Source organism: Neisseria sp. HMSC068C04, assembly GCF_001810105.1.
GTDB lineage: Bacteria > Pseudomonadota > Gammaproteobacteria > Burkholderiales > Neisseriaceae > Neisseria > Neisseria flavescens_B.
In genome coordinates, this window is record NZ_KV799980.1 from 136,467 (window position 1) to 156,997 (window position 20,531).

Consider the following 20,531-nt stretch of genomic DNA (forward strand, 5'->3'; position numbering starts at 1 on the left):
GTCAGCAGGCACAAACGGCGGTTTCCCTGCTCAAACGCGAATTGGGTGCGTATCCGTTGAAAATCCACAAGCCCGAAGGTGCGATTTTCTTGTGGCTTTGGTTTGAAAACCTGCCTGTTTCATCGCAAACCTTGTACGAAATGCTCAAGGCGGAAGGTACGCTGATTATTCCGGGCGAGCATTTCTTTGTCGGCATCGATACGCGAGACTATCCGCACGCGCACGAGTGCATCCGCATGAGTATTGCGCAGGACGCGGAAACGCTGGAAAAAGGCATCGCCGCCATCGGCAAGGTGGTGCGCGGTTTGTACGATGCGGCGTAAACGGTAAAGTTGATAGCCATTCAGTCAAAAGGTCGTCTGAAAACAGTTTCAGACGACCTTTTATCATTTATTTATTTTTTTTGAAATGAAATTAATTTTCCTTTAAAATTAACCGTTACGATCGACTTTTGAAAGAAAATACAAATGACTAAGCCCGCTTCCAGACTCAGCATCCTCAGCCTCTCCCTCCTTGCCGTTTCGGCGGCATTTGCCTCAGACGAACCCCAAGCCCGAGAAATCGACGAACTCGAAACCATCACCGTAACCGCCAGCGCGGACGCATCCAAGGGCGGTTTGATTCCTGCATTTAAAGGCGGACAGGTGGCGCGCGGCAGCCGCGTGGGTATTTTGGGCAATAAAAAAAACCTAGAATCGCCGTTCTCCAATACTGCTTACACCAATAGGCTGATTCAGGACAAACATGCGCGCAGCGTCGGCGACGTACTGCAAAACGACCCGACCGTCCGCGTTGCGCGCGGTTACGGCAATTTTCAGGAATCGTATTTCATACGCGGCTTTGCCGCCGAATCGGACGATACCATGTACAACGGCCTTTACGGCATCCTGCCGCGCCAATACATCGCCACTGAGCTTTTCGAACGCGTGGAAGTCCAGCGCGGCGCATCCGCCTTCTTAAACGGCATGGCGCCGGGCAGCAACAATATCGGCGGCACGGTATCCGTATTGCCCAAACGCGCGCCCAATGAAGGATTGAACCGGCTGACTGCCAATTACGGCGCGGGAAAACGCGGTGGTTTGGCGGCGGACGTGGCGCGCCGTTTCGGACAAAATCAGGAATTCGGCGTGCGCGTCAATGCGGCGCACCATAACGGCAAAACCGCAATAGACGACGAAAAGTCCAAACTCAGCCTGGTCAATGTCGGCCTAGACTGGCGCAATGAAAATGCCCGCCTGTCCGCCGATTTGGGCTGGCAGGACAACAAGCTCAAAGCCACGCGTACCAATGTTACCCTGTCAGGCCTGACCGCCGTGCCGGCCGCGCCTGATGCCTCGTCCAACTGGGCGCAGCCGTGGACGTATTCCAACGAGCGCGACTGGTTCGGCACCATGCGCGGCGAATACGATTTCAACGACAACCTGACTGCCTACGCCGCCTACGGCTTCCGCCGCAGCAAGGAAAACAATTCTCTGGCAAACCTGACTGTCGGCAATGTCAACGGCGACGGATCGATTTACCGCTTCGACAACGCGCGTAAGGATAAAATCGACACGGGCGAAATCGGTTTGCGCGGCAAATTCAATACGGGCGCGGTAGAGCACGAATGGACCGCCGCCGCCAACCGGTTCCAATCCTCGCGCAAAAACGCTTACATCATGGATTGGGGCAACCAATATACGACCAACCTCTACAACCCGTCCCGCTATCCGCAACCCGCAGCCGCCGACCCGCTGTATTCGGGCAACGACATGGGCAATCCTGCCGTTACCGGCAAAACACGTCTGACCAGCTTCGCCTTGGGCGACACCTTCAGCCTTTGGGACAAACGCCTGCAATTCATGCTCGGGGCGCGCTGGCAGCAGGTGCATAACAAGGCTTACGCCTATAATACGGGCGCACAAACCGAAAATTACAAAAAATCGCGCCTCAGTCCCGCCGCCGGCGCAGTGTACCGCATCACGCCGAATTGGTCGGTGTACGGCAACTACATCGAAAGCCTGGGACAAGGCGCGACTGCAGGCTCGACTGCCTCCATCAACGGCCGGGTCTACGCCGTCAGCAATACCGGCGAATCGCTCAAACCCTATGTTTCCAAACAAAAAGAAATCGGCACGAAATTTGAAGCCAACGGCTTCGGCGCGGGATTGGCCCTGTTCCACACCGACAAACCGCGTTCGCTTTACGTTGCCGAAAGCGACAACACCGCCCGCTTCACCTCCGAAGGCAAAGACCGCCACCGGGGCGCGGAAATCACCGTTTACGGGGAAGTCGCACAAGGTGTGAGGCTCTTGGGCGGCATTACCCTGCTCGATGCCAAGCAGAAATCTACCGGCCCATCTTCAACTGACGGCAAACGCACCATCGGCGCGGCTAAAACCCAAGCCAACATCGGCTTGGAATGGGAAGTGCCGAAAGTGCAGGGTTTGGCATTTGACGGACGCATGGTTTACACCGGTTCTTCCTACGCCGATGCAGCCAATACGCTTAAAGTCGGCGGCTGGACGCGCTTCGACATCGGCGCGCGCTACCACACTCAAATCGGCAGGCACGAAGCCACCTTCCGTGCCCGCCTCGATAATGTTGCCAACAAGAAATACTGGGCATCCGTCGGCGGATACCCTAACAACGGCTACTTGAACGCCGGCGCACCGCGCAGCTTCACCCTGTCGGCTTCTGTCGATTTTTAAGGGACGGGCGGCGAACGACCTCCAACGGTCCAAAGGTCGTCTGAAACGTTTTCAGACGACCTTGGAGCCTGGGGCGTCCGACTTTGCCCTACGCTTTCGGATAACCGCCGTAAAACTCCGCCTTTGCGGCATCGGCACCGACAACGGGCAATGGATTTTACTGCGCCGCCGCTTTCTCCGAATAACGTCAAACCCACTAAAAGGTCGTCTGAAACGTGTTCCAAATCCAAAACGCCACCTTCGCCATACCCGGCCGCTCGCTGCTGTACGACATCAGCGTCAACTTTTCCCCTAACCGCGTGTACGGCCTCATCGGTCATAACGGCTCGGGCAAGTCCACGCTGTTGAAACTGCTCACCCGCCAGCATGAACCCACAGGCGGCAGGATATTGCTGAACAACAAAGAAATACGCGCCTATTCCGCCCGCGCATACGCCAAAGAAGTCGCCTATCTTCCGCAGCAACTGCCCGCCGCTACCGCGCTGACCGCGCGCGAGCTGGTTATGATGGGGCGTTATGCCTGGAGCGGGCTTTTAGGGCGCACGAACGATGCGGACAGACAGGCGGTGGAACAGGCGTTGCAGCTGACGCATACGGAAAAATTTGCCGATCAAATCGTCGATACGCTGTCGGGCGGCGAACGTTCGCGCGTCTGGCTGGCGATGTGCCTGGCGCAGCAAAGCCGCTTTTTGCTGCTGGACGAACCGCTTGCCGCTTTGGACATCGCCCACCAAATCGACGTGATGGCACTGGTGCGCAAGCTGTCTCGCAATTTGGGTTTGGGCGTCATCATCGTCATCCACGACATTAATCTGGCGGCGCAGTATTGCGATGAACTGGTCGCGCTCAAACAGGGACGGCTATTAAAAACGGGCAAACCCGCCGACATTATGACCGCAGAAGTGTTGAAAGACATTTACAGCGTCGATATGAACATCATCGCCCATCCTGAAAACGGCCACCCCGTGGCATTGCCTTAACACAGGCAAACCGTCCCGCCGCATAAGTTCCGACCATAAAATCCGCCGCCCGAATCCAAACCGGATGACATCGCAGACCATTGTGGAATACCTGTATCCGATATGTTTCAGACGACCCTTTATTCAAAAACCGAAAGACCTTCCAAGCTCATGTCCCACCGCTTTTCAGACGACATTCCCCGCTTTGCCGCACGGCTGTTTTTTACCGCTGCCCTCCTGTTTTCCCTGCCTGCACCCGCCGCACCGCGCGTGGCGACTTCGGACTGGACGGTCGCCGAAACACTGACGGCGATGGGGCATCCGCCCGTCAGCGTTGCCGACCGCCGCGTGTACGATACCTGGGTGAACCATCCGCCGCTGCCCGCTGCCGTCAAGGAAGCGGGGCTGCGCTTCCAGCCGAATTTGGAGCGGCTGTATCAGATAAAGCCTGATTTTTTCGTGCAATCTTCCTGGTATGCCGCCGCCAAGTCCCAGTTTGAAAAAATCGCCCCGGTACGCGAAGTGGATTTCGGCACGGCAAAAGGCATCGAATATGCCCACACGGTCGAAGCCACGCGCAGGCTGGGTAAAATCATTGGCGACCCTGCCGCTGCCGAAAAGCTGATTGCCGGTACGGAAAACCTGTTTGCCCGCGCCAAACCCGCGCTTTCGGCATATCGCGGCCGTCCGTTTGCGGTGGTGCAGTTTGTCGACGGGCGGCATTTGCGGATTTACGGCAAGACTTCGCTGTTTCAGGCCGTGTTCGACAAATTGGGGCTGAACAATGCCTGGACGGGCAAAAGCAACGAATGGGGTTTCGAAAACATCACGCTTTTAGATTTGGCAAAGCTGCCGCCGGACACGCTGCTAATCATCGTCAAACCGCATCCTCAAAATACACGTGCAACGCTCGAAAAAAGCGCGCTTTGGCAACGCCTGCCGTTCTGCCGCCCTGCAAACCGCCGCATCTTCGAGCCGTCGTGGAGCTACGGCGCACTGCCGTCCATGCAGCGTTTCACTTTGCAACTGATGCGTTCGATGTCGTCTGAAAACCCGTCCGCACAAAAGGAAGCCGCATGGTAAAGATTTTCAGACGACCCCTGCCTATCCTTGCCGCCGCGTTGGCAATATCGTGCGCGCTGACGGCGTTTTGGATATTGAAGCTGGAATGGACGCTGCCGTGGCTGCGGCTGTTTGACCATCCCGACAGCCTGCCTTTGGATGCGCTGATGGTGCAGAACAACACCCTGCCCCGCATGGCGATGGCGTTGCTCGCGGGCGGCAGTACGGCGATGGCGACCATGCTGATGCAGCAGTTGATGCGCAATCCGCTCGCATCCGACAGTACGCTGGCAGTCAGCAGCGGCGCGCAGGCGGCTTTGGTGGCGGCGACCGTGTTCGCCCCTTCTTTCCTTGCCTACGGCACGTCCGCCGTGGCGTTTGCCGGCGCAGCGGCGGCTTTGGGCGCGGTATTGCGGCTGTCGGCACAGCGCGCCCTGCAACCGCTCAGCGTCGTGCTGGCAGGTTTGGTGGTCAGCCTGTATCTGGGTTCCCTCACCGGTATCGTGATGCTGTTTTTCAGCGAAGAGACGCGCGGCGTGATGCAGTGGGGCAGCGGCTCCCTGGTGCAGGACAGTTGGCGCGATACGTTGGGGCTTTTGTGGCGGATTGCCGTTGCCGCCATACTTACCGCCTTTTTAATCAAACCGTTAAACATCATGAGCTTGGGCGACACACAGGCGGAATCGGCAGGCATACCGGTGAAGAAAATCCGCCTGCTGTCTTTGGCGGTTGCTGCATTTTTGAGTGCGGGCGTGGTCGGCTTTGTCGGCATGATGGGCTTTGTCGGATTGGCGGCGGCGACGCTGGTGCGGCAAATGGGCGTACGCACGCTGTCCATGCGCCTGATTTGTTCCTTCATCGTCGGCGCACTGCTTTTGATGCTGACGGACAACGGCCTGATGCTGCTGAAACACTACCGCGGCACCGATCTGCCCGCCGGCGCTGTAACTGCCCTCGTCGGCGCGCCGCTTTTGTTGTGGCTGACGGCGAAAGCACCTCCGCGTCCTTCGTTTCAGACGACCTCCGATATTTCAACCGCCGCGCCGCACGTCCCGCACCTCTTGCGTTTTCTGCTGCTTATCGCCGTCGCCGTATCGGTATTGGCGTTTACGGTCGGACGCTATGACGAAACCCTGCGCCTGACCATAGATCCGGAATATTTCGTATTCCGCTACCCGCGCGTGCTGCTCGCCGCCGCCACCGGCACCATGCTCGCGTTGACCGGCGTCATACTGCAAAGGCTGACGCAAAACCCGATGGCGGGACCCGAACTCTTGGGCATCAGCTCTGGAACGGCATTCGGCGCGATGTCGGTAGTGATGCTGTTCGGCATTACCTCGGGCAGCGGCTGGTTTTGGCTGACAGGTATCGTTTCCGCTCTCGTATCCTTGGGGCTGTTGATGCTGTTCAACCGCAAAAACGGATTTACTCCCGAAAAAATCCTGCTTACCGGCATGGCGCTGGCCGCACTCGCCGATGCCGCCATCCGCATTTGGATGGCAACCGGCGATTTCCGCGTACAACTGCTTTTATTGTGGATGTCAGGTTCAACTTATCAGGCAACGCCCGAATCCGCCCTTACCGTCGGCCTCCTCGCCGCTGCCTCGCTCCTCCTCATCCTCACGCTGCAACGCTGGCTCGGACTGCTCAGCCTGAACGCAACAATCGCCCGCTCCGTCGGCATCAACATCCCCCTCGCACGGCTGGTGCTGATCGTCTTAAGCGCAGCGTTAACCGCCTTATCCACACTGCTTATCGGCCCCTTGAGCTTCGTCGGACTGCTTGCGCCGCATCTGGCCCGTATGCTCGGCGCACGCCTGCCCAAACAGCAACTTGCCGCCGCCGCACTCATCGGCGCATCGGTTATGATGACGGCCGACTGGCTGGGCAGGCAGGTAATGTTCCCTTACGAAGTCCCCGCCGGAATGATGGCTACGCTCATAGGCGGCGCATATTTCATGATGATGATGCGCAAGCTTTAATGCGAACGGAGATACAAAAAGGTCGTCTGAAAACAGTTTCAGACGGCCTTTTTGTTTAACATGTTTATTCGATAATAAAAATCTAACAAAAATAAAATCTCAATTAATAATAACAATATTAAATTGAAGTCATAGTTCCAATAGTCAAAACCTTTCTGTATAGTTCTTTTCATAGTTTAAGCAAAATGAAAAACAAATGTCGATACAAGAAATTTATGAGAATCAAGAAACCGGCTACGAATATGCCTTCCGGCAAATCGTTTTATAAACCACTGACCATTTCACAAAGGAAATCATCATGACCGTCTCTAAATGTCCCGTAACCCACCTGACCATGAACAACGGCGCACCCGTTGCCGACAATCAAAACAGCCTGACCGCAGGCCCACGCGGCCCTCTGCTGGCGCAGGATTTGTGGCTGAATGAAAAACTCGCCGACTTCGTGCGCGAAGTCATACCCGAACGCCGTATGCATGCCAAAGGTTCGGGCGCGTTCGGTACGTTTACCGTGACACGTGACATCACGAAATACACCCGTGCCAAAATCTTCAGCGAAGTCGGCAAGAAAACCGAGATGTTCGCCCGTTTCACCACCGTAGCGGGCGAGCGCGGCGCAGCCGATGCGGAGCGCGACATCCGCGGCTTTGCGTTGAAGTTCTATACCGAAGAAGGCAACTGGGATATGGTCGGCAACAACACGCCCGTGTTCTTCCTGCGCGACCCGCGTAAATTCCCCGACCTGAACAAAGCCGTCAAACGCGACCCGCGCACCAATATGCGCTCCGCCACGAACAACTGGGACTTCTGGACGCTGCTGCCCGAAGCCCTGCACCAAGTCACCATCGTCATGAGCGACCGCGGCATCCCTGCCAGCTACCGCCATATGCACGGCTTCGGTTCGCATACATACAGCTTCTGGAACGAAGCGGACGAGCGTTTTTGGGTAAAATTCCATTTCCGCAGCCAGCAAGGGATTAAAAACCTGACCAACGAAGAAGCCGCAAAAATCATCGCCGACGACCGCGAAAGCCACCAGCGCGACCTGTACGAAGCCATCGAACGCGGCGAGTTCCCGAAATGGACGATGTACATCCAAGTCATGCCTGAAGCAGACGCAGAAAAAGTGCCGTATCATCCCTTCGACCTGACCAAAGTTTGGCCGAAAAAAGACTATCCGCTGATTGAAGTGGGCGAATATGAGTTAAACCGCAATCCCGAAAACTTCTTCGCCGATGTGGAACAATCCGCCTTCGCACCGAGCAACCTCGTTCCCGGTATCGGCGCCAGCCCCGACAAAATGCTGCAAGCGCGTTTGTTCAATTACGCCGATGCGCAGCGCTACCGTTTGGGCGTAAACTTCCGCCAAATCCCTGTCAACCGCCCACGTTGCCCTGTTCACAGCAACCAGCGCGACGGACAAGGCCGAGCCGACGGCAACTACGGCAGCCTGCCGCACTACGAACCCAACAGCTTCGGCCAATGGCAGCAACAACCCGACTTTGCCGAACCGCCTTTGAAAATCAACGGCGACGCAGCGCACTGGGACTACCGCCAAGACGATGACGACTACTTCAGCCAACCGCGTGCTTTGTTCAATCTGATGAGCGACGCACAGAAACAGGCTTTGTTCAACAACACCGCCGCAGCCATGGGCGATGCACCAGACTTCATCAAATACCGCCATATCCGCAACTGCTACCGTTGCGACCCGGCATACGGTGAAGGCGTAGCCAAAGCCCTTGGACTGACTGTCGAAGATGCCCAAGCGGCACGAGCCAACGACCCGGCTTTAGGTCAACCTGGTTTACTGTAAGGAGGTATTATGTGGATAGAAATTGAAGAACTCTTGTCTCAAGCTGTCCGATACAGCCGTTCAAGCAAAAAGTAACGGTTTAGATCATTAAGCAGGCCGTCTGAAACACAAAATAAAGTTTCAGACGGCCTTTTTTGATGATGAAGTTTATTTGATGGCTTTTGATTCAATGGAACTGGCTACCCTTATTTCTATACAACTCCCCCTACACCATTTCATGCCTCCACTGGCCAATAAAAAACCGCACGGCTGCTTGCCGTGCGGTTTTGCTTTTTGTCTGAAGGTTTCAGACGGCCTTACATCATGCCGCCCATACCACCCATGCCGCCCATATCAGGCATAGCAGGTTTTTCTTCAGGGATTTCAGCGATCATGCAGTCTGTGGTCAGCATCAAGCCGGCAATAGATGCGGCGTGTTGCAGCGCAGAACGGGTTACTTTGGCAGGGTCGAGTACGCCCATTTCGATCATATCGCCGTATTCGCCGGAGCCTGCGTTGTAACCGTAGTTACCTTTGCCTTCCAACACTTTGTTCACAACCACGCTAGGTTCGCCGCCTGCATTGGCAACGATTTGACGCAGAGGAGACTCAACGGCGCGCAATACGATTTGAACGCCTGCATCTTGGTCAGCATTGCCGGTGTGCAGGTTTTCCAAAGCGGCACGGGCACGCAACAGGGCTACGCCGCCGCCTGCAACCACGCCTTCTTCAACGGCTGCGCGGGTAGCGTGCAGCGCGTCTTCCACGCGATCTTTTTTCTCTTTCATTTCGACTTCGGTAGCGGCACCGACTTTGATCACTGCCACACCGCCTGCCAATTTAGCCACGCGCTCTTGCAGTTTTTCTTTGTCGTATTCGCTGGTTGCGGTTTCGATTTGTTGGCGGATTTCGGCAACACGCGCTTCGATTTGGGCTGCGTCGCCGAAGCCGTCGATGATGGTGGTGTTTTCTTTACCGATTTCGATGCGTTTGGCTTGACCCAAATCGTCCAAAGTCGCTTTTTCCAGAGACAGGCCGACTTCTTCGGAAATCACCACGCCGCCGGTCAGGATGGCGATGTCTTGCAACATGGCTTTGCGACGGTCGCCGAAGCCCGGAGCTTTCACAGCAACGGTTTTCAGGATGCCGCGGATGTTGTTCACGACCAAAGTCGCCAAGGCTTCGCCTTCTACGTCTTCAGCGATAATCAACAGCGGACGGCTGGCTTTGGCCACTTGTTCCAAAACAGGCAACAGGTCGCGGATGTTGCTGATTTTTTTGTCGAACAACAATACAAACGGATTGTCCAAAGCAGCGATTTGTTTTTCAGCGTCGTTGATGAAGTAAGGGGACAGGTAGCCGCGGTCGAACTGCATACCTTCAACCACGTCCAGCTCGTTTTCCAAAGATTTGCCGTCTTCAACGGTAATCACGCCTTCTTTGCCGACTTTTTCCATCGCTTCGGCGATAATCGCGCCGACTTGTTCGTCAGAGTTGGCGGAAATAGAGCCGACTTGAGCGATTTCTTTAGAAGTGTCGCAAGGTTTAGCAATATTTTTCAGCTCATCGACCAAAGCGGCAACGGCTTTGTCGATGCCGCGTTTCAGGTCGGTCGGGTTCATGCCGGCGGTAACGTATTTCATGCCTTCGGCAACGATGGATTGCGCCAATACGGTTGCAGTAGTGGTACCGTCGCCGGCTACGTCGTTGGTTTTGGACGCCACTTCTTTCACCATTTGCGCGCCCATGTTTTCGAATTTGTCTTTCAATTCGATTTCTTTTGCAACAGACACACCGTCTTTAGTGATGTGCGGGCCGCCGAAAGCGCGGTCAAGTACCACGTTGCGGCCTTTAGGGCCCAGAGTTACGCGCACGGCGTTTGCCAATACATTGACGCCGTTTACCATTTTTTGGCGAACTTCATTGCCGAATTGTACGTCTTTTGCTGCCATTTAAATTCTCCAAATCAATATTAAAAATCTGTTCGAGGCCGTCTGAAAACTTCATGTTTGATTCAGACGGCCTTTGGTTCTGAAACTTAATTCAACAATTATTCAACGATACCGAAGATGTCTTCTTCACGCATTACCAACAGCTCTTCGCCGTCGGCTTTTACAGTTTGGCCGCTGTATTTGCCGAAGATCACTTCGTCGCCGACTTTGACATCCAGCGGACGGCGCGCGCCGTCTTTACCGATTTTGCCCGCACCTACGGCGATTACTTCGCCCATGTCGGGTTTTTCAGCAGCCGCACCCGGCAAAACGATGCCAGAGGCGGTTTTTTCTTCAGCTTCTAAGCGTTTGACGACTACGCGGTCGTGTAAAGGGCGGATGGTCATGTCTTAATGCTCCGATAAATAAATAGATTGAAAACAATTGTCTGTCGGACATGACAGACACGGTTTGCTTGAAAATAGCGGCACACTTAGTAGAAAGCCTGCCGTAATGGCGGATAGATTTGGGTTGTTTGCGACAAATTCAAGGGAAAAAGTAAAAATTTCTATGCAGTCTTTCCAAATATTTTCATACGCAAAAATGTTCGAGTACATATTTTTCAGACGTCCTGATATACCAACTGCAAAGTTCGTTTAAAAACAATCCACTTCCTTTACAAATTCAATACAACTCTTTACAACTGTTTCTTTTATATGCATTATTATAAATGATGATTATTCTTAATTGCATATTTTAAAGATAATTTCTCTTTATTTGCTTTTATTTTTTATTACTGTCATTTTATTAAGGACATTTCTCAATGAATACGCCCCTGTTTCGACTGAGCCTGCTGTCACTGACACTGGCGGCCGGTTTTGCACACGCAGAAAATGAAGCCAAAGACAATGTTGTACTTGATACCGTTACCGTTAAAGGCGACCGCCAAGGCAGCAAGATCAAAACCAATATCGTCACTCTTCGTCAAAAAGACGAAAGCACGGCAACCGATTTGCGCGAATTATTAAAAGAAGAACCTGCCATCGACTTCGGCGGCGGCAACGGTTCATCTCAATTCCTGACGCTGCGCGGCATGGGTCAAAACTCGGTGGATATTAAGGTGGACAACGCCTCTTCCGACAGCCAAATGCTGTATCACCAAGGCCGTTTCATCATCGACCCTGCACTGGTTAAAATCGTCTCTGTACAAAAAGGCGCAGGTTCGGCATCTGCCGGTATCGGCGCAACCAACGGTGCGATTATTACCAAAACAGTCGATGCCCAAGACTTGCTCAAAGGTTTGGACAAAAACTGGGGTGTGCGCCTCAACAGCGGCTATGCCAGCAATGACGGCGTAAGCTACGGTGCAAGCGTATTCGGCAAAGCGGGCAACTTTGATGGCTTGTTCTCTTACAGCCGCAACGATGAAAAAGATTACGAACCCGGCAAAGGCTATACACACAGCAACGGCGGCAAAACCGTACCATTCAGCGCGCTGGACAAGCGTAGCTATCTTGCCAAAATCGGCGCAAACTTCGGCGACCACCGCTTAGTATTAAGCCACATGAATGATCAACACCGAGGCATCCGCACCGTCCGTGAAGAGTTTACCGCCACTGACAACCCGCGTCTGACCTTGGAACGCCAAGCCCCGACCTACCGCGAAACCAGCCTCTCCAACACCAACTTGGCATGGACGGCGAACAATTTGGGCTTTGTTGAAAAACTGGATGCCAACGCCTACCTGATGAAAAATGAACGCTATTCGGCCGATGACAGTAAAAACGGTTATGCAGGCAACCTGCCCGGCCCGAATACGACCGTTATCGAAACCAAAGGCGTGAATTTCAATCTGGACAGCCGCATTGGCGAAAAAACATTGATCAAATACGGCGTCAACTACCGTCATCAAGAAATCAAACCACCGGTATTCTTCAGCTCAGCCTTGAGCAATCCGAAGAAAAGCGATGCCGGTATTTACGCTGAAGCCATCCACGACATCGGCGACTTTACCCTTACAGGCGGCTTGCGCTACGACCATTTCGACATCAAAACCCATGACGGTAAATCCGTTTCCGACGGCACCATCAACCCGAGCTTCGGCGTGATTTGGCAACCGCATGAATACTGGAGTTTCAGTGCCAGCCACAACTACGCATCCCGCAGCCCGCGTCTTTACGATGCACTGCGTCAACATGGACGCAGAAACGCCATCACGTCGATTGCAGACGGCACCAAAGCCGAACGTGCCCGCAATACCGAAATCGGCTTCAACTACAACAACGGCAGCTTTGCCGCCAACGGTAGCTACTTCTGGCAAAAAATTAAAGATGCCGTCGCAGGTCCGCAGCAACGCCATGATGCCGCAGGCAATCCGATTGCAGGCGTACGCGAAATCGTCAATGCGGGCTACATCAAAAACCATGGCTATGAATTGGGCGCATCCTACCGCACAGGCGGCCTGCTGGCTAAAGTCGGCGTAAGCCACAGCAAACCGCGCATCTACGACACTCACCCTGAAAACTTGTTAAGTGCAAACCCTGAATTTGCCGTACAAACCGGCCGCACTTGGACAACCTCCCTCTCCTACCGCTTCCAAAATCCGAATTTGGAAATCGGCTGGCGTGGTCGTTACCTCCAAAAAGCTTCCGGCTCTGTGTTGGTACGCGACAAGGGTGAAGTCAAACGCAAAGGCTACGGCGTGAACGATGTGTTCGCCAACTGGAAGCCCCTAGGCAAAGACACGCTCAATGTTAACTTTGCCGTCAACAACGTGTTTAACAAGTTCTACTATCCGCACAGCCAACGCGGTGAAACCTTACCCGGTATCGGTCGCGATGTCCGCTTGGGTGTGAACTACCGCTTCTAAGCAATCAGCTTGAAAAAGCCGTCTGAAAACAAAAGTTTTCAGACGGCATCTAGCTTTATAATCCGATACAAGTTATCATTTCGATTTACTTTATTTCCGACCACGGAGAGACTCTATGTTACGTTTGACCGCTTTAGCCGTATGCTGCGCCCTCGCTTTGGGTGCGTGTTCACCGAAAGATTCTGCTTCCAATCAGGCGCAAACTGCTTCCGCTTCTGCCGCCCAAACCGAAGGTGCAAGCCTGACGGTGAAAACCGCGCGCGGCGATGCGAAAGTGCCGCAAAATCCGGAGCGTATCGCCGTTTACGATTTGGGTATGCTCGACACTTTAAACAAACTGGGCGTAAAAACCGGTTTGTCCGTCGATAAAAACCGGCTGCCCTACTTGGATGAATATTTCAAAACCACGAAACCTGCCGGCACGCTGTTTGAGCCTGACTACGAAGCCTTAAACGCTTACAAACCGCAGCTCATCATCATCGGCAGCCGTGCAGCCAAAGCGTTTGACAAGTTGAACGAGATCGCGCCGACCATCGAGATGACCGCCGAAACCGCCAATCTGAAAGAAAGCTCAAAAGAGCGCATCGACGCACTGGGGCAAATCTTCGGCAAACAGGCCGAAGCGGACAAGCTGAAAACGGAAATCGATGCTTCGTTTGAAGCGGCGAAAACTGCTGCGCAAGGCAAAGGCAAGGGTTTGGTGATTTTGGTCAACGGTGGCAAGATGTCGGCTTTCGGCCCTTCTTCCCGTTTGGGTGGTTGGCTGCATAAAGACATCGGCGTTCCTGCTGTCGATGAATCGATTAAAGAAGGCAGCCACGGCCAGCCTATCAGCTTTGAATACCTGAAAGAGAAAAACCCTGATTGGCTGTTTGTTTTGGACCGCGGCGCGGCCATCGGTGAAGAAGGTCAGGCTGCGAAAGATGTTTTGGACAATCCTTTGGTTGCCGAAACAACTGCATGGAAAAAAGGCCAAGTCGTGTACCTCGTGCCGGAAACCTATCTGGCGGCCGGCGGCGCACAAGAATTGCTGAACGCTTCCAAACAGGTAAGCGATGCGTTTAATGCGGCCAAGTAATTCGGCGCGGGCATAGCCGCCCGCCTCTTTCAGACGGCCTAAAGGGTTTGACGATTCACAGGATCAAGCTGCTTGATCTGAAGTCGTTGGATTTGGGCCGTCTGAAAATACATGGTGCAAATGGACAATTTTTGCCTGTTTGCATCTGTTTTTATGATGGGCAAACCTGCCTTTTTCGCAAAATACTTTAACCCTTCTTTCAGACGGCCTTATTTTTCCGAACCATTTTATGTTTCACAAACCTTCATTTTTAAATGCGGTCAACGGTGTGGCGCTGCTGATATTGTTTGCCGTCAGCCTGTCGGTCGGCGTGGCCGACTTCAAATGGTCCGCCCTGTTTTCGCTATCCGACAGCCAGCAAGTCATGTTCATCAGCCGCCTGCCGCGCACGTTTGCGATTGTGCTGACGGGTGCATCGATGGCGGTAGCCGGCATGATTATGCAGATTTTGATGCGCAACCGTTTTGTCGAACCGTCGATGGTGGGCGCAAGCCAAAGCGCGGCTTTGGGTTTGCTGCTGATGACCCTGCTGCTTCCGGCCGCGCCGCTGCTGGCAAAAATGTCGGTTGCCGCCGTTGCCGCGCTGATCGGGATGTTGGTCTTTATGTTGCTGATCCGCCGCCTGCCGCCGACCGCGCAACTGATGGTGCCTTTGGTCGGGATTATTTTCGGCGGTGTGATTGAGGCGGTGGCCACCTTTATCGCGTATGAAAACGAAATGCTGCAAATGCTCGGCGTGTGGCAACAGGGCGATTTTTCCGGCGTGTTGCTCGGGCGGTATGAGCTGTTGTGGGCAACGGGGATTTTGGCTTTGTTTGCCTATTTGATTGCCGACCAGCTAACGATTTTGGGTTTGGGCGAAACGGTGAGCGTGAACTTGGGGCTGAACCGGACAGCGATTCTGTGGTCGGGGCTGATTATTGTGGCGCTGATTACGTCTTTGGTGGTCGTGACGGTCGGCAATATTCCGTTTATCGGCCTAGTCGTGCCGAACATCATCAGCCGCCTGATGGGCGACAAGCTGCGTCAAAGCCTGCCTGCGGTGGCCTTGTTGGGCGCGTCTTTGGTGTTGCTTTGCGATATTGTCGGACGCGTGATTGTGTTTCCGTTTGAAATTCCGGTCTCTACAGTTTTTGGCGTGATGGGGACGGTTTTGTTTTTGTGGCTTTTATTAAGGAAACCTGCTCATGCCGTCTGAAAAAAATATCGGTTTTATGGCAGGAAGCAGCCGTCCGTTGTGGGTCGCCTTTGCGCTGTTGCTGGTTTCCTGCGTTCTGTTTATGACGCTCAACGTCAAAGGCGATTGGGACTTTGTCCTGCACCTGCGCCTGACCAAACTTGCCGCGCTGCTGATGGTTGCCTATGCGGTTGGCGTGTCCACGCAACTCTTCCAAACGCTGACCAACAATCCGATTCTGACCCCTTCGATTTTGGGTTTCGATTCGCTGTATGTGTTTTTGCAGACCTTGCTGGTGTTTACGCTCGGCGGCGTGGGCTATGCTTCCCTGCCGTTGACGGGCAAATTCGGCTTTGAACTGGTCGTCATGATGGGCGGCTCGCTGCTATTGTTCTACACGCTCATCAAACAAGGTGGACGCGATTTGTCGCGCATGATTTTAATCGGCGTGATTTTCGGGATTTTGTTCCGCAGCCTGTCGTCGCTGCTTTCGCGCATGATTGATCCCGAAGAATTTACCGCGGCGCAGGCGAATATGTTTGCCACCTTCAATACCGTCCATTCGGAATTGTTGGGTATCGGCGCAGTCGTGTTGTTCATCAGCGCCGCCGTGATCTGGCGCGAACGCCACCGCCTCGATGTTTACCTGCTCGGCCGCAATCAGGCCATTAATTTGGGCATCAACTACACGCGCAATACCTTATGGCTGCTGTTGTGGATCGCCGCATTGGTTGCAACCGCCACTGCCGTTGTCGGCCCGGTGAGCTTTTTCGGCCTGCTGGTTGCCGCGCTGGCCAACCATTTTTCTCCGTCGGTCAAACATTCCGTCCGCCTGCCCATGACTTTTTGTGTCGGTGGCATCCTGTTGGTCGGCGGACAAACCATCTTCGAACACTTCCTCGGCATGCAGGCCGTATTGAGCGTGGTCGTCGAATTTGCAGGCGGATTGGTATTTTTATATTTGGTGTTGAAAAAGAAATAAATTAAACGTGTCCAAACGCTTGCAAAAATAAATTCAGGCCGTCTGAAATCCATGTTTCAAAAATATTTAATCCTTGAAATGAAACTAAATTTCTGACATGTACTCATAGTAAACATTACTGGATTTACTAAAATTACAAAAAATGAGCACGACATTAAAATACCGTCCCGACTTGGACGGCATACGGGCGTTGGCAGTCTTGGCTGTCATTATTTTCCACATTGACGCCGCTTGGCTACCCGGCGGTTTTCTTGGTGTGGATATGTTTTTCTTTTTGTCCGGCTATCTGATCACCACCATCATCAGCCGCGAAATGCAAAACGGCAGTTTTTCGTTTTTAGAATTCTACAAACGCCGCGCGAAGCGCATTTTGCCCGTTTTTTCCTGCGTATTGCTGTGTACGAGCTTGGCCGCCGCAATCTTTTTCTTGTCGTTTGACCTGCGCCAATACGTCAAATCGGCAGTGTTTGCGTTGCTGTTTTCGGCCAACCTGTTTTTTGCACGGCGTGGCGGCTATTTCGATGCCGATGCGGCGGAAAAACCTTTGCAGCACATTTGGTCTTTATCGCTGGAAGAGCAGTTTTACTTTGTTTTTCCGGTTTTGCTGATTGCCTTTTTCCGATTCAGCAAAGGGCGCAACATCCGCCAATTCATCCTTTTGCTGATTGTATTGAGCCTGTTGTCCGTCTTTTTACCCACCTTCGGCATGGACCCTTATTTCCTGCCTTATGTGCGCGCATACGAGCTGCTGATCGGCGCGCTTTTTGCCTTTATTTCGCCCTCCCAAAACAACGACCGTTTCAGCACGCCTTTGGTCGGCTGGGCGATGATGGCGGTGATTGCCGCCATGCTGCTGCTTCCTTACGGCGTGTTGCCCGGCGAAGGCAATATCGAACGACTGCTGTGCTGTACGGCGGTTGGCGGCTTGATTTACTCGGGCAAAACCCTGCAAACGCAAAGCGGCTTCAATGCCGCCAAACTGTTGAGCCTCAAGCCCATTGTGTTTATCGGTTTGATTTCCTATTCGCTGTATCTGTGGCATTGGGTGGTCTTGGCCGTTATGCGCTATGTTTACATGGACAACGCTTTGCCGATGTCCGCGATTGTATTGGCAGTGGTGCTGATGTCCGGCTTGTCCGTTTTGTCCTATTACTTCGTCGAAACACCAGCGCGACGGATAAAGAATTTCACCACCAAGAAATTCATCGGGGTCATCGCCGCTTATTTCTCCCTGCTGATTCCTGCCGCCGGCTACCTGCTGACTGCCAAACCGGCCGAATACGAGGCAAACCTATATACGGTTGACGAAAGTAAAATCTGCGCGGATACCTTGACCAAAACCGACTGCGCTGTCGGCGCGGAAAACCAAAGCAGCAAAGTCCTGCTGATGGGTGACTCCCACGCCGCCCACCTGACGCCCTTTATCGATATGGTGGGCAAACAGGAAGGCTTTGCCGCCGATGTTATCTCGTCCAACAGTTGCGGCGTTGCCTTCGGTTTCCTCCTGCCGCAAAGCGACCGCCGTGCCAACCGTTGCAACCCTTACAACCGCTTTATCGCACAAAAAGTCGAAAACTATCCGGTGGTCTTTATCTCGCAACGTTGGTTCCTGCATACCGACAAGCCCGGTTTTACGGAGCATTTCGGCAAAATGCTCGACACTTTGGTTCAACAGGGCAAACAGGTTTACGTCTTTGCCGACACACCGATGAACGCGCAACTGCCCCTGCGCCATTACTACCTGAAACAACGTCTCGGCATCGACATGCAATACGTTTCCGAGCATAAAAAAGCAGAAATCGCCCGCTCCGCCGAAGCCGACAAAACCATAGAAAACATCGTCAAACAGCGGCCTGCCGTGCATTGGGTCAACATCATGGGGCCGATTCCGGCAGACAAAACCATAGACGGCCTGCCGATATATTTCGACACCAACCACCTCAACACCCACGGCGCGACAAAACTGGCGGAAAAATTTATACAGGACAAACAAATACTCCTAAAATAACACCGCAGTTTCAGTCCGAAACCTTTGCTGCAATACTGAATGCAAATACCGCTCAAATCGCAGCAAACAGTATGCCGCAAAGGTTTCAGGCCGTCTGAAACTTTCAGACAGCCTAAGCAAACCCATAAAGGACAACCCTCATGACACAAGAACGCCTCCCTTCATTCTTCGATGACACCCCGACCATTACCGTCCAAGACGCATTGGCTAACTTCCTTGGCGCGGCTGAAAACGGCATCCTCACTTACCACTACGCCGATGCCGTACGCCTGTGCGGCCACTCCTGCCCGACTGTCGCCGGTGCCTACCTGATGGTCATCAAAGGCCTGAAAGCCCTCTACGGCGAAGAGCTGCCGCAACGCGGCGACATCGAAGCCTTCATGCAGGGCGAGCGTGACGAAGGCACAACCGGTGTTACCGCCTCCGTCGTCCAACTCCTTACCGGCGCGGCACCCGAAACCGGCTTTGGCGGCGTAGGCCCTGCCGGACGCTTTGCCCGCCGCCACCTCTTGTCCTTTGGTGCAGGCGAAATCAACGGCACACTCGCACTCCGCCGCCGCGATACCGGCAAAACCGTTGCCGTCAGCCTCAACGCCGCACTCCAACCCTTCGCGCCGCAAATGCGCGACATCATGCCCAAAGCCGTCAGCGGCAGCGCAAGTGCCGACGAACTCAAACAATTCGGCGAGCTTTGGCAAGAACGTGTCCGCGCCTTCCTGATCGATCAAGCCGACAATCCCGAATTTGTGACCGTCAGCGAAATCTAACCACTCCATACAGGAATAAAATTCAGACGTCCTCACGCTGAAAGGCCGTCTGAAACCCCAAGTTTTCCATACTCGAATCCGTCTATGATTACCATCCGCAACGTCAGCCACACCATCGGCAGCAACCCCATCCTCAACGACGTCAGCCTCGACATCCCCGAAGGCGGCATTACCGCGCTAATCGGCCCGAACGGCGCAGGCAAGTCCACCCTCCTCTCCTTTATGGCGCGCCTACAGCCCTTAGTACACGGCGACATCAGCTACGCCGGCAAAGACATCAAAACCACCCCCACCGCCGAACTCGCCCGCACGCTCTCCATCCTCACCCAAGAAAACAGCATCATGAGCCGCATTACCGTGCGCGACCTGCTCATGTTCGGCCGCTATCCCTACCATCAAGGTAGGCCGTCTGAAACGGATAAAACCATCGTCGAAGAAGCGCTCGCCGAATTCCACCTGCAAGATTTTGCCGACCGCTACCTGACCGAACTTTCCGGCGGCCAACGCCAACGCGCCATGATTGCCATGGTGTTCTGCCAGCGCACCGACTACGTTTTGCTGGACGAACCGCTGAACAACCTCGACATGTATCATGCACGTTCCCTCATGCAGATCCTGCGCCGACTGACCGACGAACACAAACGCACCACCGTCGTCGTCCTGCATGACATCAACCAGGCCGCCGCCTACGCCGATTACGTCGTCGCCATGAAAAACGGCCAAGTCGCCATGCAGGGCAAGCCCAACGATATTTTCACCGCCGAAAACATCAAAACCCTATTCGATATGGACGTCAACGTCCTCGATTACGAAGGCAAAAAACTGGTTATCCACCATATCTAAATCCGACAAAAAGGCCGTCTGAAACCCGATTGTTCAGGTTTCAGACGGCCTTTGTCTATTCAAAGCGTTTATTTTTTATCGTACAAACCGCGCACCACGCGACCGATCGCGGCAATGCCTTTTTCCAGCGTTTCCGCGTCCTGCGCAATGCTCATACGGATGCACTCGTGTGCGTGCGGATAGTCTTGCCTATCAATACCAACAAAGAAATGCTCGCCCGGAATAATCAGCGTGCCTTCGGCCTTGAGCATTTCGTACAAGGTTTGCGACGAAACAGGCAGGTTTTCAAACCAGAGCCACAAGAAAATCGCACCTTCAGGCTTGTGGATTTTCAACGGATACGCGCCCAACTCACGCTTGAGCAGGGAAACCGCCGTTTGTGCCTGCTGAC

Annotated in this window: 14 protein-coding genes and 2 pseudogenes; 13 read left to right on the forward strand and 3 right to left on the reverse strand. The window is 53.8% G+C overall.

The window, feature by feature from the left end:
* The 6 genes and pseudogenes from HMPREF2700_RS08680 to katA all read left to right on the forward strand — a co-directional run.
* A pseudogene (locus HMPREF2700_RS08680) lies at window positions 1–323 on the forward strand (valine--pyruvate transaminase); the annotation flags it as partial.
* A 144-nt stretch (window positions 324–467) separates the two neighbouring features.
* Window positions 468–2,690: a TonB-dependent receptor gene (locus tag HMPREF2700_RS08685; RefSeq protein WP_070591568.1), complete on the forward strand. Its 2,223-nt coding sequence runs from the start codon at window positions 468–470 to the stop codon at window positions 2,688–2,690.
* 215 nt (window positions 2,691–2,905) lie between these two features.
* Complete coding sequence (locus HMPREF2700_RS08690) at window positions 2,906–3,670, forward strand: ABC transporter ATP-binding protein (RefSeq protein ID WP_070591570.1); 765 nt, start codon at window positions 2,906–2,908, stop codon at window positions 3,668–3,670.
* A gap of 150 nt (window positions 3,671–3,820) precedes the next feature.
* Window positions 3,821–4,732: an ABC transporter substrate-binding protein gene (locus tag HMPREF2700_RS08695; RefSeq protein ID WP_283129701.1), complete on the forward strand. Its 912-nt coding sequence runs from the start codon at window positions 3,821–3,823 to the stop codon at window positions 4,730–4,732.
* Window positions 4,726–6,693: a Fe(3+)-hydroxamate ABC transporter permease FhuB gene (fhuB, locus tag HMPREF2700_RS08700; RefSeq protein WP_070591574.1), complete on the forward strand. Its 1,968-nt coding sequence runs from the start codon at window positions 4,726–4,728 to the stop codon at window positions 6,691–6,693. The genes HMPREF2700_RS08695 and fhuB overlap by 7 nt, the downstream gene beginning before the upstream one ends.
* A 298-nt stretch (window positions 6,694–6,991) precedes the next feature.
* The gene (katA, locus tag HMPREF2700_RS08705) at window positions 6,992–8,506 is read left to right on the forward strand and encodes a catalase KatA (protein WP_070591576.1); all 1,515 of its coding nucleotides are present in this window, start codon (window positions 6,992–6,994) and stop codon (window positions 8,504–8,506) included.
* A 296-nt stretch (window positions 8,507–8,802) separates the two neighbouring features.
* Here katA and groL read toward each other — a convergent pair whose 3' ends face one another.
* Window positions 8,803–10,437: a chaperonin GroEL gene (gene groL / locus HMPREF2700_RS08710; protein WP_049322649.1), complete on the reverse strand. Its 1,635-nt coding sequence runs from the start codon at window positions 10,435–10,437 to the stop codon at window positions 8,803–8,805.
* A 98-nt stretch (window positions 10,438–10,535) separates the two neighbouring features.
* The gene (groES, locus tag HMPREF2700_RS08715) at window positions 10,536–10,823 is read right to left on the reverse strand and encodes a co-chaperone GroES (protein WP_070591577.1); all 288 of its coding nucleotides are present in this window, start codon (window positions 10,821–10,823) and stop codon (window positions 10,536–10,538) included.
* A 416-nt stretch (window positions 10,824–11,239) separates the two neighbouring features.
* On the opposite strand from groES, the gene HMPREF2700_RS08720 reads away from it, so the two are divergent.
* The 7 genes from HMPREF2700_RS08720 to HMPREF2700_RS08750 all read left to right on the forward strand — a co-directional run bounded on the left by HMPREF2700_RS08720 (window position 11,240) and on the right by HMPREF2700_RS08750 (window position 20,140).
* Window positions 11,240–13,285, forward strand: coding sequence for a TonB-dependent siderophore receptor (locus tag HMPREF2700_RS08720; protein WP_070591578.1), 2,046 nt, complete (start codon window positions 11,240–11,242; stop codon window positions 13,283–13,285).
* A 115-nt stretch (window positions 13,286–13,400) separates the two neighbouring features.
* The gene (locus HMPREF2700_RS08725) at window positions 13,401–14,363 is read left to right on the forward strand and encodes a siderophore ABC transporter substrate-binding protein (protein ID WP_070591581.1); all 963 of its coding nucleotides are present in this window, start codon (window positions 13,401–13,403) and stop codon (window positions 14,361–14,363) included.
* 229 nt (window positions 14,364–14,592) lie between these two features.
* Complete coding sequence (locus tag HMPREF2700_RS08730; protein ID WP_070591583.1) at window positions 14,593–15,561, forward strand: ABC transporter permease; 969 nt, start codon at window positions 14,593–14,595, stop codon at window positions 15,559–15,561.
* Complete coding sequence (locus HMPREF2700_RS08735; RefSeq protein ID WP_070591585.1) at window positions 15,551–16,522, forward strand: iron chelate uptake ABC transporter family permease subunit; 972 nt, start codon at window positions 15,551–15,553, stop codon at window positions 16,520–16,522. Before HMPREF2700_RS08730 ends, HMPREF2700_RS08735 begins: the two co-directional genes overlap by 11 nt.
* Before the next feature lie 142 nt (window positions 16,523–16,664).
* The gene (locus tag HMPREF2700_RS08740; RefSeq protein WP_070591587.1) at window positions 16,665–18,530 is read left to right on the forward strand and encodes an acyltransferase family protein; all 1,866 of its coding nucleotides are present in this window, start codon (window positions 16,665–16,667) and stop codon (window positions 18,528–18,530) included.
* Between the two features lie 140 nt (window positions 18,531–18,670).
* Window positions 18,671–19,297, forward strand: coding sequence for an FmdE family protein (locus tag HMPREF2700_RS08745; protein ID WP_070591588.1), 627 nt, complete (start codon window positions 18,671–18,673; stop codon window positions 19,295–19,297).
* Window positions 19,298–19,381: 84 nt separating this feature from the next.
* Window positions 19,382–20,140 carry an iron ABC transporter ATP-binding protein gene (locus HMPREF2700_RS08750; protein ID WP_049328943.1) on the forward strand — a complete coding sequence of 253 codons (759 nt, stop codon included), beginning with the start codon at window positions 19,382–19,384 and terminating at the stop codon, window positions 20,138–20,140.
* Between the two features lie 68 nt (window positions 20,141–20,208).
* Here the strand turns inward: HMPREF2700_RS08750 and HMPREF2700_RS08755 are convergent.
* Window positions 20,209–20,531 (reverse strand): annotated as a pseudogene (locus HMPREF2700_RS08755) (valine--pyruvate transaminase); the annotation flags it as partial.

Bases quoted from the DNA above. Each gene is read 5' to 3' on its own strand.
- HMPREF2700_RS08685 (WP_070591568.1), top strand. From the start codon at position 468: ATGACTAAGCCCGCTTCCAGACTCAGCATCCTCAGCCTCTCCCTCCTT.
- HMPREF2700_RS08695 (WP_283129701.1), top strand. From the start codon at position 3,821: ATGTCCCACCGCTTTTCAGACGACATTCCCCGCTTTGCCGCACGGCTG.
- fhuB (WP_070591574.1), top strand. From the start codon at position 4,726: ATGGTAAAGATTTTCAGACGACCCCTGCCTATCCTTGCCGCCGCGTTG.
- katA (WP_070591576.1), top strand. From the start codon at position 6,992: ATGACCGTCTCTAAATGTCCCGTAACCCACCTGACCATGAACAACGGC.
- groL (WP_049322649.1), bottom strand. From the start codon at position 10,437: ATGGCAGCAAAAGACGTACAATTCGGCAATGAAGTTCGCCAAAAAATG.
- groES (WP_070591577.1), bottom strand. From the start codon at position 10,823: ATGACCATCCGCCCTTTACACGACCGCGTAGTCGTCAAACGCTTAGAA.
- HMPREF2700_RS08720 (WP_070591578.1), top strand. From the start codon at position 11,240: ATGAATACGCCCCTGTTTCGACTGAGCCTGCTGTCACTGACACTGGCG.
- HMPREF2700_RS08725 (WP_070591581.1), top strand. From the start codon at position 13,401: ATGTTACGTTTGACCGCTTTAGCCGTATGCTGCGCCCTCGCTTTGGGT.
- HMPREF2700_RS08730 (WP_070591583.1), top strand. From the start codon at position 14,593: ATGTTTCACAAACCTTCATTTTTAAATGCGGTCAACGGTGTGGCGCTG.
- HMPREF2700_RS08735 (WP_070591585.1), top strand. From the start codon at position 15,551: ATGCCGTCTGAAAAAAATATCGGTTTTATGGCAGGAAGCAGCCGTCCG.
- HMPREF2700_RS08740 (WP_070591587.1), top strand. From the start codon at position 16,665: ATGAGCACGACATTAAAATACCGTCCCGACTTGGACGGCATACGGGCG.
- HMPREF2700_RS08745 (WP_070591588.1), top strand. From the start codon at position 18,671: ATGACACAAGAACGCCTCCCTTCATTCTTCGATGACACCCCGACCATT.
- HMPREF2700_RS08750 (WP_049328943.1), top strand. From the start codon at position 19,382: ATGATTACCATCCGCAACGTCAGCCACACCATCGGCAGCAACCCCATC.